The following is a 15,482-nucleotide window of genomic DNA, read 5'->3' as shown; positions in this document are numbered from 1 at the left end:
GTTTGTAAGAGACAGCTCTTAACTTCTTGACATAGAAAGGAATTTTTATACATGACAAAAAAAGTCACAATTATTGGTGCCGGTTTAGCCGGAAGTGAAGCGGCATGGCAAGTGGCCAATGCTGGCGTACCAGTTGATTTATATGAAATGCGCCCTGTCAAAAAGACACCAGCGCATCAAACAGAAAATTTTGCAGAGTTAGTTTGTTCTAATTCATTACGTGGAAATAGTTTAACCAATGCGGTAGGTGTTTTGAAAGAAGAAATGCGCCGTTTAAATTCAATCATTATTGGTAGTGCAGATCAAACCGCTGTACCAGCTGGCGGCGCCTTAGCAGTTGACCGTGATTCTTTTTCTGAAACAATCACTGAAAAAATTAAAAGTCATCCATTAATTACAATCAAAAATGAAGAGATCACCGATATTCCGGAAGGGATTGTAATTATTGCAACGGGTCCCTTAACCTCTGAAAGTTTATCTCAAAAAATTCAAGAATTTAATGGTTCTGAAGGCTTTTATTTTTACGATGCAGCAGCACCAATTATTGATAAATCAACAATTGACATGGATAAAGTTTATTTAAAATCTCGTTATAACAAGGGGGAAGCGGCTTACTTAAATTGTCCGATGACTGAAGAAGAGTTCAATGCTTTTCATGAAGCACTAGTCAATGCAGAAGTGGTTCCTTTACGCACGTTTGAAAAAGAGAAGTTTTTCGAAGGCTGTATGCCCATTGAAGTAATGGCGCAACGTGGCATTAAAACCATGTTGTTTGGCCCAATGAAACCTGTCGGACTAGAAGACCCTAAAACAGGTAAACGCCCTTATGCTGTAATTCAATTACGTCAAGACAATGCTGCAGCTTCTTTATACAATATTGTTGGTTTCCAAACGCATTTAAAATGGGGGGAACAAAAACGAGTATTCCGTATGATTCCGGGATTAGAAAATGCTGAATTTGTTCGCTATGGCGTCATGCACCGTAATAGTTTTATGAATTCTCCAGAGTTGCTAAAACCAACCTACCAATCAAAAAAACGTGACGATCTGTTTTTTGCTGGACAAATGACTGGTGTTGAAGGATATGTTGAAAGCGCGGCAAGTGGTTTACTCGCAGGTATTAACGCAGCTCGTCTTGCCAAAGGGGAAGAGCCGATTGAATTCCCTCGCGAAACGACTTTAGGAAGTATGGCTTATTATATTACACATGCAGAAGGCAAACATTTCCAACCAATGAATGCAAACTTTGGGCTTTTCCCAGAGTTACCTGAACGAATTCGTGACAAAAAAGAACGCTATGAAGCAATTGCTAATCGGGCCTTAGATGTCCAAGCTCAAGTTATCCAATCTTTAGACTAAAGTAGAAAAAATATGAGAAAAGACCGAGCATCATTGCTAAGAAATGCGATGATACTCAGTCTTTTAATTTTTAGAAAAAAATAACAAAAGCTAAAGAATAGTTAAAATTGTGAACATATTTAGAAATATTGATTAAATTCTGACAACTTAATTGTCTTTTGAAAAAGGTTATGCTAAAGTTACTTTGTAATCGAATGAGGAGGGCTATCACATGGAAGAAAAGAATTGGCCTGAGTTATTTGCTCGTTATCTTATTGTCGAAAGAGGCTATTCAGAAAAAACAAAAAAAGCATATCAAGAAGATATACAACATTTTTTTTCGTTTTTAAAGACTTCAGGTAATGACAATTATTTGACTGTGGAACATTTGGATGTTCGGGCTTATTTGAGCGAATTATACGATCAGGAATATAGCCGCAATTCGATTAGTCGAAAAATTGCCAGTCTGCGTTCTTTTTATCAATTCTTATTAAAAAATGAAGCAATCCAAGAGAATCCTTTTTCCTATGTTCATATGAAAAAGAAACAGTTACGGTTGCCCCGTTTTTTTTATGAAAAAGAAATGGATGCATTATTTGAGAGCGCACAAAGGGAGCAACCGCTTGATTTGAGAAATCAAGCATTACTAGAAGTTCTGTATGGGACTGGCATTCGGGTCAGTGAATGTGCGAACTTAACGGTGGACGCAGTTGACTTTCAAGCTTCTGTTTTATTGGTTCACGGAAAAGGAAATAAAGATCGCTATGTGCCTTTTGGTTCATTTGCACAAGACGCCTTAAAGGATTACTTAGAGAATGGCCGCGCGCTATTAATGACAAAATATCAAAAAAAACATCCGTATGTCTTTGTTAATCATCATGGTGAACAAATCACGCCAACAGGGATTGAATACGTCTTAAACCAACTAATTAAAAAAAGTTCATTAAATGCGGAAATTCATCCCCACATGTTACGCCATACATTTGCGACACATTTATTAAATAATGGCGCCGATATGCGGACAGTTCAAGAATTATTAGGACATGCTAATTTATCAACAACTCAGATATATGCGCATGTGACAAAAGAAAGTTTACAAAAAAATTATCGAACGTTTCATCCTCGTGCATAATGGAGGGAAACGTCTAGGAGGAACAATAATGGTTGAATCACAATTTCACTCTACAACAATTTGTGCAGTCGAAAAAGATGGAAAATTTGCAATGGCTGGTGATGGTCAAGTAACAATGGGCGAATCTGTCGTTATGAAAGGTACGGCCAAAAAAGTGCGCCGTATTTACAATGATGAAGTCGTTGTCGGTTTTGCAGGGAGTGTGGCAGATGCCTTTACATTAGAAGAAAAGTTTGAAGGAAAATTAAATGAATACAACGGAAACTTAACGAGAGCTGCGGTTGAGTTAGCCCAAGAGTGGCGTACACAACAGTCTATGCAAAAATTAGAAGCTATGCTGATTGTGATGAATAAGGAAGAAATGCTCTTAGTTTCAGGAACTGGGGAAGTCATTACACCAGACGATGGTATTTTAGCAATTGGTTCTGGGGGTAATTTTGCTTTGTCCGCTGCAAGAGCCATGAAAAACTTTGGTGATAAAGAAATGCCAGCGAAAGAGATTGCTAAAAATGCCTTAAATATTGCTGCAGATATCTGTGTATTTACGAATCATAATATCATTGTAGAAGAATTATAAGCGAGGGAAAATCCATGAATGAATTAAACAAAACACCAAAAGAAATAGTCAAAGAACTAGATCAATATATTGTTGGACAGCAAGCTGCCAAAAAATCAGTGGCGGTAGCTTTACGTAACCGCTATCGTCGCTTGCAATTAGAAGAAAATATGCAACAAGATATTACGCCTAAAAACTTACTAATGATTGGACCAACAGGTGTTGGTAAAACTGAGATTGCTCGTCGTCTCGCAAAAATTGTCAATGCGCCTTTTGTAAAAGTTGAAGCAACCAAATTTACAGAAGTAGGCTATGTCGGTCGGGATGTCGAATCAATGGTTCGGGATTTAGTAGAAAATGCGATCCAAATTGTTGAAAAACAACAATACAGTCGCGTGTATGCGCAAGCGTTAAAAAAGGCCAATCAACGTTTAGTCAAAGTATTAGTGCCTGGAATTAAAAAAGAACAAAAACAGGCTGGCGGTAATCAATTTGAACAAATGATGAACATGTTTAACATGGCTCAGCAACAGCAAGAAGCACAAGAAGAAGTAACGGAAGATATTCGAACGAATCGCCGAACAATTTTGGAACAGCTGGAAAAAGGTCTATTAGATAATCGTGAAGTAACAATTGAAATTGAAGAACCGAAGAAAACGATGCCAGCTATGAACAATGGCCTAGAACAAATGGGTATCGACTTAAATGAAACGTTAGGCGCTCTGTCACCAAAGAAAAAAATCGAACGTACTGTAACGGTGAAAGAAGCACAAGAATTATTAGTGAAAGAAGAATCAGCAAAAATTGTCAATGACGCTGATATCCATAGTGAAGCTATTCGTTTAGCTGAATCAAGCGGAATTATTTTTATCGATGAGATTGATAAAATCACCTCTAAAAGTCAACAAAATTCGGGCGAAGTCTCTCGTGAAGGAGTACAAAGAGACATTTTGCCGATTGTTGAAGGCTCTCAAGTTAACACGAAGTATGGTCCTTTACAAACAGATCACATTTTATTTATCGCTTCAGGTGCTTTCCACTTGTCAAAACCAAGTGACTTGATTCCAGAATTACAAGGCCGCTTCCCAATTCGAGTTGAATTAGATGATTTAACGGCGGATGACTTCGTAAGTATCTTAACTGAGCCAAATAATGCTTTAATTAAACAATATGTAGCATTAATTGGCACAGAAAATGTTTCAGTCATCTTTACCAAAGAAGCAATTGAACGGTTAGCACACATCGCTTATGATGTAAACCGTGATACAGATAATATTGGGGCGCGTCGTTTACACACAATTTTAGAACGTTTATTAGAAGATTTATTATATGAAGCACCAGATATGCAAATGGGTGAAATTACGATTACCGAAGCATATGTCAATGAAAAATTGAATGACATTGTTCAAAATGAAGATTTAAGTCGTTACATCTTATAAAAAAGGCTGGAGGAGAAAAGATGGCTACATTATTAGAAAAAACACGTCAAGTGAACGAGCTTTTGCAAAAAAATAATCTGTTTGACGTACAAGCAGAACTTCCGTACAACAAAATGGCAATGATTTTAGGGGATATTTTAGAAAGTAATGCGTATATTATTAGCAGTTCAGGGGATTTGTTGGGGTATACTGAAAAATTAGATGTTAATAATGCCCGTATCAAAAATATGTTTAAAGAGAAAAAATTTCCTCAAGGATACACCGAGGCCGTGGATATGCTCAAAGTAACCGAAGCCAATATTCCAATAGACAGTGATTTAACTGCATTTCCTTTTGAATCACGAGAGCTGTATCCGTTTGGGTTAACCACTATTGTGCCTTTGTACGGTGCTGGCAAACGCTTGGGTACGATTATTTTAGCGCGTGTTGAAAAATCCTTTAACGAGGATGATTTAGTGTTAGCTGAATATAGTGCGACCGTTGTCGGCATGCAAATTTTGTATCATCAATCCAGAACAATTGAAGCAGAAGTTCGCAGTGCGACTGCCGTGCAAATGGCCATCAACACTCTTTCCTATAGTGAATTAAAAGCCGTCCATGCCATTTTTGAAGCCTTAGATGGCGAAGAAGGTCGTTTAACTGCTTCAAGTATTGCAGATGAAATAGGCATTACTCGTTCCGTAATTGTGAATGCCTTAAGAAAATTAGAATCAGCTGGAATTATTGAATCACGTTCTCTTGGTATGAAAGGGACTTATTTAAAAGTGTTAAATCAACAATTTATTAAAGAGTTGGAAAAATAAGCAATTGCTCGTATCAACTAGGAGGACAACGCAATGACTGTACAAATTGAAAATGAATTTCTAATCGCAACATTTGCTGAAGAAGGAGCAGAATTAGTAAGTTTACAATCAAAAGAAACCGGCATTGAATATATTTGGCAAGGAAATCCTGAATTTTGGGCCCGCCATGCGCCCGTACTTTTTCCGATTGTCGGTCGTCTAAAAGAAGATACGTATATGTACCAAAATCAAGCGTATCATTTAACTCAACATGGTTTTGCTCGTGATCAAGTATTTGATGTGATTGAAAAAGGTGGAGAAGAAGTTTCTTTTTCACTAAAATCAACAAAAGAAACCAAGAAAAAGTATCCTTTTGATTTTGAACTAGTGATTACTTATACATTAGAACATCAAGAATTGACTGTAAACTACCAAGTAGAAAACACAGGGAAAGAAGAGATGTATTTTGGGATTGGTGGTCATCCAGCCTTTAATGTACCTTTAGAATCTTCACTAACGTTTGAAGATTATTATCTAAGTTTTTCACCTAAAAAATCACGGACACAAATTCCCTTAGCAGGGCCGTTTATTGATTTAGCGAATAAAACGCTAGCCCAAACGAATACCAGCTTTGACTTAACGCATCAATTATTTGAAAATGATGCAATGATTTTTGAAACAAAAGGTCAAACAGCAATTACGATTGCCACAGACGAAAGTGACCATCAAGTCACTTTGAGTTATCCAGAAATGCCTTTTGTGGGGATTTGGTCACCGACACCGAAAGAAGTGCCTTTTGTCTGTATCGAACCTTGGTGCGGGATTGCTGATGCTGTCGACGCAACTGGCCAACTTGCTGAAAAATTTGGCATCAATAAGTTACCAGCTAACGAACTATTTAAAACACAGTATATGATTAGTGTAAAATAAAGAAAAAGGCTGTGAACATTATTTGTTCACAGCCTTTTTCTTTATTTTTTTGCACGTAAGCCAAAAGAGAGGCGACTTTCTGTTCCATTTTTAATTCGCTGAATGTTTTCACGATGACGGACAAAGATAAAAGTAGTCAAAGCAATCGCAATGACGGTTAATAACCAGTTAAATGTTGGTAAAATAGCTGGGACAGTGAAAGGCAAAATAATAGTAGAAAGTGTAATTAGTACAGCGCTAATCATACTTGTTAAACTCACCATACTGGTTAGATACAGACAAATCACAAAAATAAGAGCAGAATAAATAAAAAATGTGGGGCTGTATGCTAATAACATGCCAGCGCTAGTGGCTACGGCTTTACCACCTTTGAAATTGGCAAAAATAGGGAAGGTATGCCCTAAAACAGCTGCTACCCCAAAGAAGAGCGGATTCACGCCTTGTAAACCAAACAAATAGGGTAATGAAGTGGCTAACGTTCCTTTCAAGATATCCATTAATAATACCGTAATTCCGGCAGGTTTCCCTAAGACACGAAATGTATTGGTTGTTCCTGTATTCCCACTCCCAAATTGGCGTATATCTTTTTTAAAGAAAAGTTTGCCAATCCAAACACCTGAGGGAATCGAACCTAATAAATAGGCAACAAGTAACAAAATGACGATTTTCATCAAGTTAACCTCTTTCTTATTCAAACTAGGATTTATTTTATCATGAATAGAAAAACGGAACAACGTCTAATAACTAAAACAAGAAAAGTTTTTCTTTTGCTTGAGGAAGCGTTGACAAATGGTTGATAACCGTTATAATAAATGTGTGTCATTAGACAAAGACGTCTAATCACTGGTTTGAAAATTAGTTATCAACGAAGATACAATATATATGTACTTATGAAGTGTCAGGGAAAGAGGTGCGAATCCTCTACAGACCTACCTACTGTATGGTGGATGAAACCAATAAGACCACAGATTATTCTGGAAGGATTGGGAGTAAGAAGAAGCTAAGTCAGGATACCGGCTTGATAAGTCTAATCATTCTTTTGTAGGAAAAAGAAGGGGCTTTGAAGATAACTGGCTGAGTATATCATTAGCATAGTTAAGTGACTGCTTTTTTTCTATTGGAGAAAAAAGTGGTTTTTTTGTATTGTTTTGACGTTGAGACAAAGGAGGTTCATTTCAGAAAATTTTCCCCAAAATAAAATAGACGAATGCGAGGATGAAAAAATGAAAAAATTTACTTTAACAATGATGACTTTAGGTTTAGTAGCAACACTTGGCTTAGCAGGGTGTGGTAAACAGGAAAAGAAAGCAACTACCTCTTCTGAAAAAACAGAAGTAACGTTACCAACCAAAGACCGTAGCGGCAAAGAAATTACTTTACCCAAAGAAGCAACCAAAATTATTTCCCTAGTGCCATCAACAACAGAAGTGATTGAAGACTTAGGTAAAACCGACCAATTAATCGCAGTTGATACTCAAAGTAGCACAATGATGACTGATTTAAAAAAATTACCACAAATGGATATGATGGCTGTCGATGCCGAAAAATTGATTGCCTTGAAACCACAAATTGTTTATGTGAATGACATCAATTTAGCTAGCTCAGAAAGTGTTTGGAAACAAGTGGAAGATGCTGGAATTACAGTCGTTAATATCCCCACTAGTACAAGTATCAAAGCAATCAAAGAAGACGTCCAATTCATCGCGGATAGCTTATCTGAACATGAAAAAGGACAAAAGTTAATCAAAACAATGGATCAAGAAATCGACGAAGTAGCCAAAATTGGTAAAACCATTAAAAAACCAAAAACTGTTTTGTTTGAAGTGGCTGCTTTACCAGACATTTATAGCTTTGGTAATGGGACGTTTTTAAATGAAATGATTGAAACAATTGGGGCAAAAAATGTTTTGGCAAATGAAAAAGGCTGGTTACCAGTGACAGAAGAAGCGGCCATTGCTGCAAAACCAGAAGTCATTTTAACCAATGTTAACTATATGAAAGATCCCGCCAAAGAAATTTTAGCTCGTAAAAACTGGGAAAACGTTCCTGCAGTTCAAAACAAAGAAGTTTTCGAAATTGATAACATGTCTAGCTCTTTACCAAATAACCACATTACCAAAGCATTAAAACAAATGGCAAAAGCTGTTTATCCAGAGGAATACAAGGATTTAAAAGATGAGTAAAAAAACGTGTCTCATACTGATGCTCTTGATCAGTATGAGCATGCTCTTTTTGGGTATTAAAATTGGAAGTGTTCAGATTTCGTTAACGGATTTGCTTCAAATTTTAGTGAAAAAGACGGTTTCAGAAGACGGGATTTTAGAGGGAATCATCTGGAATGTTCGGTTACCGCGTGTCGTGATGGCCTATCTCGTGGGCGCAGGCTTAGCAGTAAGTGGCACGGTGATGCAATCGCTCTTAGGTAATCCTTTAGCTTCTTCGTATACTTTGGGCGTATCAGCGGGAGCATCCTTAGGCGCTGCGTTAATCATGGTAACTGGAGTAACTGCTTCGATCTTAGGGGCATTTTTATTGCCTTTAACTGGTTTTATCTTTGGCTTAGCAACGGTCTTTTTAGTTTTGTTATTTACGCAAACAATGGATAGTCAAATGTCCAATCAAACAGTTGTTTTAGTAGGAATGATTATGACCTTGTTTGTCGGTGCTATTTTGACGTTGATTACAGCACTTTTCCAAGATTATTTGAAACAATTAGTCTTTTGGCAAATGGGTAGTTTTTCTGGCAGTAATTGGCAAAAAATTGCTATTTATTGTCCAATCTTGCTTGTCAGCAGTCTGTTTCTTTGGTTTGATGCCAACGCATTGGATGTTCTTGGCTTAGGAGAAGAACATGCGATGTTAGCGGGAGTAGAAGTCAAAACAGCAAAACTACGCATTATTCTTTTGGCTAGTTTATTAGCAGGAAGTGCGGTTTCATTTGTCGGTGTGATTGGTTTTGTTGATTTAATAGCACCACATATTGTCCGTCGCTATTTAGGGGCGACTCATCGCTGGCTGATTCCCGGTTCAGCAATCTTAGGTGGGACCATCATGGTAATAGGGGACACAATTGCCCGCACGATTTTATCACCAAGAGAAATTCCCATTGGGGCCGTAACAGCCTTGATTGGAGCGCCATTCTTCTTGTATATTTACTTTAAAAAAAGGGGCGTTGCTGCATGATTGAATTAAAAAAAACAGCTGTAACACTCCAACAAACCCCCATTTTAAAAGATATTTCCCTCGTTTTTCCGACAGGTAGTAAAACTTGTATTTTAGGTCCAAATGGTTGCGGTAAAACGACACTTTTAAAAACGATTGCCGGACTTGTCCCTTATAGTGGTTCTGTTTTAATTGATGGTCAAGAAGTTCATGGACAAAAGCGGAAGGAATTGGCAACGAAAGTAGCGATGATGAGTCAATTCACGACAGTTGCTTTTGATTATACGGTTTACGAAACAGTTTTGATGGGGGCGTATCGACAACAAGCACAACGTTTTTTACCTATTGTTTCTAAACAAGAAAAAGAACGAGTCCTTTATTATTTAGAACGCACGGGTTTATTGCCTTTAAAAGATAAAGTTGTCAATCAGCTTTCAGGAGGACAACAACAACGAGTATTTTTGGCTAAATTATTTGTACAAGATCCAGAAATTATTTTATTGGATGAACCCAATAATCATTTGGATATTCGGTATCAACAAGAATTGATTCAGCAGTTAAATGAGTGGAGTGCGCAAGAAGGGAAAACGTTAATCGGGGTGTTTCATGATATCCGTTTAGCGTTAACGCTAAGTGAAAAAATTGTGTTTATGAAGCAAGGGAAAGTGGTCGCGCAAGGTGATTTTCAAACGTTGGCTTCCAAAGAATTTTTACAAACAATTTTTGAAACAGATATTGTCTCCTATTTTCAGAAACAACATAAAGTTTGGGAAACTATTCAATAATTTTGACAAGCTTTTTGGAAACAGGTAAGATAAAGGCAAAGAATCAGAAACACAATGGCGTGTTTTAACAAATCGGCAAAGGAGCCCAAGACTAAGTACGTGATGGTACTTGCTTTGGGCTCCTTTTTTATGGAGGTAGCGATGAAACGAATCATTTTAATGGGAGCTATCGGTTGTGGCAAAACCACGTTATGTCAAGCTCTGCAAGGCAAAGAATTAATTTATGATAAAACACAGGCGGTGGAATTTCATACAGAAATGATTGATACACCGGGCGAGTTTATTTTGCATCGACAATATTATAATGCGTTAAACGTCACAGCGGCAGAAGCAGATGTGATCGGTTTGGTTCAAAGTGCTGTAGAAACACAACAAGTTTTTTCACCAGGATTTGGTAGTATTTTCCCGAAAGAAATCATTGGTATTTTAACCAAGATTGATTTAGCACAAGATTCTCAGCAATTAGAGATTGTTCGGCAACAATTAAAAAGTGCGGGTGCAACAAGAATTTTTGAAATTTCTTCTGTTGAAAAAATTGGCTTGCAAGAATTAGTAGATTATTTAGAGGAGGATGAAGCAGAATGAAAATTTATACAAAAACTGGCGATAAGGGAATGACGAAATTAGTCGGCAGCTCAACCGTCGCTAAGGATTCTGATCGAGTTGAAAGTTATGGAACGATTGATGAATTGAATTCTTGGGTCGGCTATATTATCAGCCAACTTTCACAAGAAAATCAAGGAATTAAAGAAGAACTAGAAGCTTTACAACATTTACTTTTTGATGCGGGAACAGATTTGTCAACACCGATTGAAGCACAACGACCATTTAAATTACAAAAGGAAAGTGTGCATTGGCTAGAACAGCGGATTGATTTCTACACTGCACAATCACCAGATATTGATCGTTTTATTTTACCTGGCGGAACCCCAGTAGCCAGTATGGTTCATGTGGCTCGGACGATTGCACGGCGCGCAGAACGCATCATTGTTCGTTTAAATTGGACAGCCAAAATTAACGAAGAGGTATTAATTTTTACCAATCGTTTATCAGATTATTTTTATGCGTTGGCTCGCTATTTAAATGTTCAAGCACAACGACCTGATGTTTTTTATGAACGAAGCGAAAAAGTTTTCCACAAAATTAAAGAAGATGGATTGTAAACAGTTGCTTTTCTAAAAAACTTGTGGTAAATTTCAGATAGATTAAACGAATATTTTATGAAAAATATGAATGGAAGCCAGTGAGAATCTGGCACGGTCCCGCCACTGTGAAGAAGCAAGGTTGCTTTTAAGTCAGGTCTTTTCATTTTTTCATTATTGGGCATGCTGTTTCGAGGCAAAACAGGATGTTTCTTAACAACGCTTGTGTTGAAAATCCAGCCCAAGATATTTGTATTAATCCAATTAATGGCACGAGGAAGTGCTTTTGGGAATTTTGGGCTGGTCTTTCAATGTTGAAGGAGATTTCAGGTACAATGACGTACTGCTATATTCCCTTTTTTTATTGACAATTAATTAAAGGCGTTGTACTCTATGGATAAGGTTTCGTGTACAATGGCGTATACATAAGGAAGCAAAGACGCTTCAGACAGATGATTTTTCGTTTGTTTGAAGTGTCTTTTTGTATTTTATTAAGGAGGAATTGAGATGAGAACAATTCATTTCCCTACCGAACTATGGGTAGGAGAAGGCGCATTAGCCAATTTGGAAACACTTCATGATAGACGTGTTTTCATTGTCACAGATCCATTCATGGTTGATTCTGGATTTGTGAATGAAGTGACAAAGCATTTAACAAAAAGTGAATGGCAAATTTTTAGTGACATCATCCCCGATCCACCAATTGATAAGATTGCTGCGGGAATTAAGCAGTTAGCGGCATTTCAAGGAGATACGATATTAGCTTTAGGTGGGGGATCCGCTATTGATGCGGCCAAAGCAATGAAATTTTTTGGCAAACGTACTTTGCAAACTCAGATTGCTGAGTTTATTGCGGTTCCTACAACTAGTGGGACTGGTTCAGAAGTTACGAATTTTTCAGTGATCACGGTTGCTGAAACTGGCACCAAAATCCCGCTTGTAACGGATGAAATTCAACCAGAAATTGCGATTTTAGATACAAATTTAGTGATGAGTGTGCCACCAAAAATCACAGCGGATACAGGAATGGACGTCTTAACGCATGTTATTGAAGCGTATGTTTCAACAGAAGCAAATCCGATTTCAGATGCGTTGTGCGAAAAAGTCGTTCGCCTGGTATTCGACAATTTAGAAATAGCCTTTAATGAGGGTAGCAACCAACAAGCCCGTGAAAATATGCATTTAGCTTCATGTATGGCAGGGATGGCGTTTAATGTTACTTCGTTAGGCTTGAATCACGGTATTGCTCATGCGGCCGGTGCGCGTTTACATGTGCCACATGGACGAATGAATGCAATGCTCTTACCTGAAGTCATTGCATATAACAGTGGCTTAGCGAATGGCAAAGTCACCAACGAACCAACAGCTAAACGTTATGCGCAGTTAGCAAATTGTCTAAATGATACACAGACAACCAATGCACGGATTGGTGTTCAACAATTTATTCGACAAATCAAGCAACTCCGTCAAAAATTAGACATGCCTGCCACTTTTAGTGATTATGGTTTACCAAAAGAAGAAGTCCAAGCTGCGATCCCAAAAATAGCTGAAGGCGCATTGATGGATGGCTGCACCAAAACAAATCCTGTCCAACCAACAGCAGCAGAAGTGACAAAAATTTTAAATTCTATCTTATAAGCGATTGACAGGATGAAATCGATAACATATAATGTGGGTAGCACAACGGCGTGCTTCAAAATTTAAGAGCAAAGAAGCTCCTTAGTAGAAAGCGAAAGTGGAACCTTTACGTTTTTTATTGAGGATTTTTTATTTGCTAAATTAAAGGAGCGAGTCTGGTTGGAAGAAAAACAACGAATGATTCAAGAATATGTTCCTGGGAAACAAGTAACGTTAGCGCACATCATTGCTAGTCCTAATAAAGAAATTTATACAAAATTAGGGTTGCCAGAAGGCACCAGCAATGCACTAGGTATTTTGACAATCACTCCGAGCGAAGCGGCAATTATCGCTGTTGATATTGCGACTAAAAGCGGAGATATCCAAATCGGTTTTATTGATCGTTTTTCTGGATCGGTAGTCATTTCTGGTGACGTAAGCTCAGTGGAAGCAGCCTTACAAGCGGTGATTGAAGGTTTACAACAGATTTTAAACTTTTCTGTAACTTGTAAAATTACCAGAACATAGCGTTGAAAGGACAAGGGCGTGAAGAAAATGGATGGACGAATTGTAATAGTCGATGATGAACCTATTACGAGACTCGATATTCGTGATATTGTGATAGAAGCAGGGTACGAAGTAGTCGGTGAAGCAGCCGATGGTTTTGAAGCAATTGAAGTATGTAAAAAAACACAACCTGACCTAGTATTAATGGACATTCAAATGCCAATTTTAGATGGTCTAAAAGCAGGTAAAAAAATTATTCAAGACCAACTAGCCAGTAGTATTGTCTTTTTATCTGCATACAGTGACGTACAAAATACGGACAAGGCTAAAAAATTAGGTGCACTGGGTTATTTAGTTAAACCTCTAGACGAAAAATCATTAATACCTACAATTGAAATGAGCATTGAACGAGGCAAACAAACGCAGCTGTTACTAAATCAAATCGATAAATTAAGTTTAAAATTAGAAGAACGTAAAATTATCGAAAAAGCCAAAGGTATTCTTGTAAAAGAAAATCATATATCGGAAGAAGAAGCCTACCAAATGTTGCGTACGTTAAGTATGAACAAACGCGCACGTATGAGTGAAATTGCAGAATTGATTGTAATGGATGATGAATAAATGAAACGATTAGAGCAATTATGTCACCAATATACCAATCTTTCAGAATCAGACATTAAAGAATTACAACGTACAGCACGTTATCTTTCTTCGACGACACTCTATCAAAGTGCAGATGTTTTTATTGATGTGTATAAGGAAATGTCACAGCAAGCACTAGTCGTTTATCATAAGCCGCCTGCGAAGACAACTTCTTTATATAGCGGAGATGTCGTCGGGATGGAAGCTTTATTAAAAAATGAACCTGGTGTTCTGCGTACCATGCAAACTAGCTTAAATAGCATTGGTTTGTTAGCAGTGACTCAGGAAAATCGTTTGATTAAGCAAAATATCTATCCCATTCGCAATGAACATCGAACGATTGGTGTCATTATTGTCGAGATTGCGGCAGATGAAGAGATTCAAGCGGACTTACAAAAAGAGGAGCTAAATAACTGCCAGTTAGCAAAAGTAGCGAAATCAACTAGTCAAGTCGACGCATTATTTATTGATCAATTGGCAGAAGCCGTTTTGATTTTTGATGCGGCGGGGCACTTATTAATTACCAATCACAATGCACAAGAGCTTTATCGCAAACTTGGTTATCGGGATAATATCATTGGAATGAGCTATGACAATTTGTCCATCGATTATACAACTTTTGAATATGTGTTGTATCAAATGAAATATAAAATGAGTAATCAACCAATTGAAAGCAAAACGACCTACCTTAATTATTATTTTAAGGTTCGGAAAGTGTGGTTGGCATCAGAAGAACAACTGATTATGATTATTCAAGACAATACAGAATTTAAAGAAAAAGAAGCGGAAATTATTTCCAAATCTGTTGCGATTCGTGAAATTCATCATCGTGTTAAAAATAACTTGCAATCGGTGGTTTCCTTATTGCGTATTCAAGAACGGCGAACGCAAAGCCCCGAAGCAAAGAAAGTCCTTCATGAAAGTGTCAATCGAATTATGGCGATTGCAGCCACCCATGAATTGCTGTCAAAACAAGTCAAAGATGACGTTGCTTTACGGCAAACATTGGAAGCAGTGATGTATAATTTTAGACATCTTTTTCAAGGCGCACAACCCATTGAGATGATGATGGATGTTGATCCAGCCATTATGGTTTCTAGCGAACAAATGGTCACCATTTCCCTTGTTGTCAACGAACTATTACAAAACATTTTTGATCATGCATTTGAGCCACAAACAAGTGGCGTTGTTAAACTTAGTGGAACATTAGATAATAAAATGATTACCATTACTGTTACAGATAATGGTAAAGGCTATGACGTTCATCAAAGTAACGAGACCAGTTTAGGTTTGATGATTGTCAAAAGCTACGTAAAAGATAAATTAAAAGGAAAAATTACAATTGAATCCAATAAACAGGGAACTAAAACCTGTTTCTATTTCGAACAGAACACCAGTGATGTTGTTCATTGATTAAGCAAAGGCGCTTAAAGAAAAGTAGAAAGAAATT

At 37.4% G+C, this 15,482-nt stretch carries 16 protein-coding genes and 2 riboswitches; of the genes, 15 read left to right on the top strand and 1 reads right to left on the bottom strand.

The genetic code is table 11. The features are described 5' to 3' along the window. Positions 1-51 precede the first annotated feature (51 nt). From trmFO to IGL23_RS06900, 6 genes are all read left to right on the top strand, one after another. Complete coding sequence (gene trmFO / locus IGL23_RS06925) at positions 52-1,359, top strand: FADH(2)-oxidizing methylenetetrahydrofolate--tRNA-(uracil(54)-C(5))-methyltransferase TrmFO (protein ID WP_002357486.1); 1,308 nt, start codon at positions 52-54, stop codon at positions 1,357-1,359. A gap of 211 nt (positions 1,360-1,570) precedes the next feature. Then, entirely contained in the window at positions 1,571-2,470 is a 900-nt protein-coding gene (gene xerC / locus IGL23_RS06920) for a tyrosine recombinase XerC (protein WP_033594752.1), read from the top strand. Positions 2,471-2,498: 28 nt separating this feature from the next. Continuing rightward, entirely contained in the window at positions 2,499-3,047 is a 549-nt protein-coding gene (gene hslV, locus IGL23_RS06915; RefSeq protein WP_002357489.1) for an HslVU peptidase proteolytic subunit, read from the top strand. A gap of 14 nt (positions 3,048-3,061) precedes the next feature. Next, on the top strand, positions 3,062-4,465 hold the full coding sequence (gene hslU, locus IGL23_RS06910) for an ATP-dependent protease ATPase subunit HslU (protein WP_002360239.1): 1,404 nt from the start codon (positions 3,062-3,064) through the stop codon (positions 4,463-4,465). Positions 4,466-4,485: 20 nt separating this feature from the next. Further along, positions 4,486-5,268, top strand: a complete 783-nt coding sequence (gene codY / locus IGL23_RS06905; protein ID WP_002357492.1) for a GTP-sensing pleiotropic transcriptional regulator CodY — start codon at positions 4,486-4,488, stop codon at positions 5,266-5,268. A 33-nt stretch (positions 5,269-5,301) separates the two neighbouring features. Then, on the top strand, positions 5,302-6,177 hold the full coding sequence (locus IGL23_RS06900) for an aldose 1-epimerase family protein (RefSeq protein WP_033594750.1): 876 nt from the start codon (positions 5,302-5,304) through the stop codon (positions 6,175-6,177). A 41-nt stretch (positions 6,178-6,218) separates the two neighbouring features. Here IGL23_RS06900 and plsY read toward each other — a convergent pair whose 3' ends face one another. Next, positions 6,219-6,848 carry a glycerol-3-phosphate 1-O-acyltransferase PlsY gene (plsY, locus tag IGL23_RS06895; protein WP_002360243.1) on the bottom strand — a complete coding sequence of 210 codons (630 nt, stop codon included), beginning with the start codon at positions 6,846-6,848 and terminating at the stop codon, positions 6,219-6,221. 205 nt (positions 6,849-7,053) lie between these two features. Further along, a riboswitch (cobalamin riboswitch) is annotated at positions 7,054-7,213 on the top strand. 118 nt (positions 7,214-7,331) lie between these two features. Here plsY and IGL23_RS06890 point away from each other — a divergent pair. The 9 genes from IGL23_RS06890 (at position 7,332) to IGL23_RS06850 (ending at position 15,445) form a co-directional block, all read left to right on the top strand. Beyond that, complete coding sequence (locus IGL23_RS06890; RefSeq protein WP_002384486.1) at positions 7,332-8,360, top strand: ABC transporter substrate-binding protein; 1,029 nt, start codon at positions 7,332-7,334, stop codon at positions 8,358-8,360. Continuing rightward, positions 8,353-9,360 (top strand): FecCD family ABC transporter permease, encoded by a 1,008-nt coding sequence (locus IGL23_RS06885; RefSeq protein WP_002361862.1) that lies wholly within the window; start codon positions 8,353-8,355, stop codon positions 9,358-9,360. The genes IGL23_RS06890 and IGL23_RS06885 overlap by 8 nt, the downstream gene beginning before the upstream one ends. Further along, positions 9,357-10,124, top strand: a complete 768-nt coding sequence (locus IGL23_RS06880) for an ABC transporter ATP-binding protein (RefSeq protein ID WP_033594748.1) — start codon at positions 9,357-9,359, stop codon at positions 10,122-10,124. The genes IGL23_RS06885 and IGL23_RS06880 overlap by 4 nt, the downstream gene beginning before the upstream one ends. Before the next feature lie 141 nt (positions 10,125-10,265). Next, on the top strand, positions 10,266-10,709 hold the full coding sequence (locus tag IGL23_RS06875) for a EutP/PduV family microcompartment system protein (RefSeq protein WP_002363995.1): 444 nt from the start codon (positions 10,266-10,268) through the stop codon (positions 10,707-10,709). Then, entirely contained in the window at positions 10,706-11,287 is a 582-nt protein-coding gene (locus tag IGL23_RS06870) for a cob(I)yrinic acid a,c-diamide adenosyltransferase (RefSeq protein WP_002379470.1), read from the top strand. Before IGL23_RS06875 ends, IGL23_RS06870 begins: the two co-directional genes overlap by 4 nt. Before the next feature lie 44 nt (positions 11,288-11,331). Further along, positions 11,332-11,481, top strand: a riboswitch (adenosylcobalamin (AdoCbl) riboswitch). A gap of 292 nt (positions 11,482-11,773) precedes the next feature. Beyond that, the gene (locus IGL23_RS06865; protein ID WP_033594744.1) at positions 11,774-12,904 is read left to right on the top strand and encodes a 1-propanol dehydrogenase PduQ; all 1,131 of its coding nucleotides are present in this window, start codon (positions 11,774-11,776) and stop codon (positions 12,902-12,904) included. Positions 12,905-13,063: 159 nt separating this feature from the next. Further along, complete coding sequence (gene eutS / locus IGL23_RS06860; protein WP_002345864.1) at positions 13,064-13,411, top strand: ethanolamine utilization microcompartment protein EutS; 348 nt, start codon at positions 13,064-13,066, stop codon at positions 13,409-13,411. 27 nt (positions 13,412-13,438) lie between these two features. After that, the gene (locus IGL23_RS06855) at positions 13,439-14,011 is read left to right on the top strand and encodes an ANTAR domain-containing response regulator (RefSeq protein ID WP_033594742.1); all 573 of its coding nucleotides are present in this window, start codon (positions 13,439-13,441) and stop codon (positions 14,009-14,011) included. Further along, entirely contained in the window at positions 14,012-15,445 is a 1,434-nt protein-coding gene (locus tag IGL23_RS06850) for a sensor histidine kinase (RefSeq protein WP_002357504.1), read from the top strand. Positions 15,446-15,482: the final 37 nt, after the last annotated feature.

Origin of the sequence: Enterococcus sp. MSG3299, from assembly GCF_050555765.1 — a bacterium.
GTDB classification, from domain to species: domain Bacteria; phylum Bacillota; class Bacilli; order Lactobacillales; family Enterococcaceae; genus Enterococcus; species Enterococcus faecalis.
The sequence above is the reverse complement of the archived record's forward strand: the minus strand, read 5'-3'. Positions and strand labels throughout refer to the sequence as shown.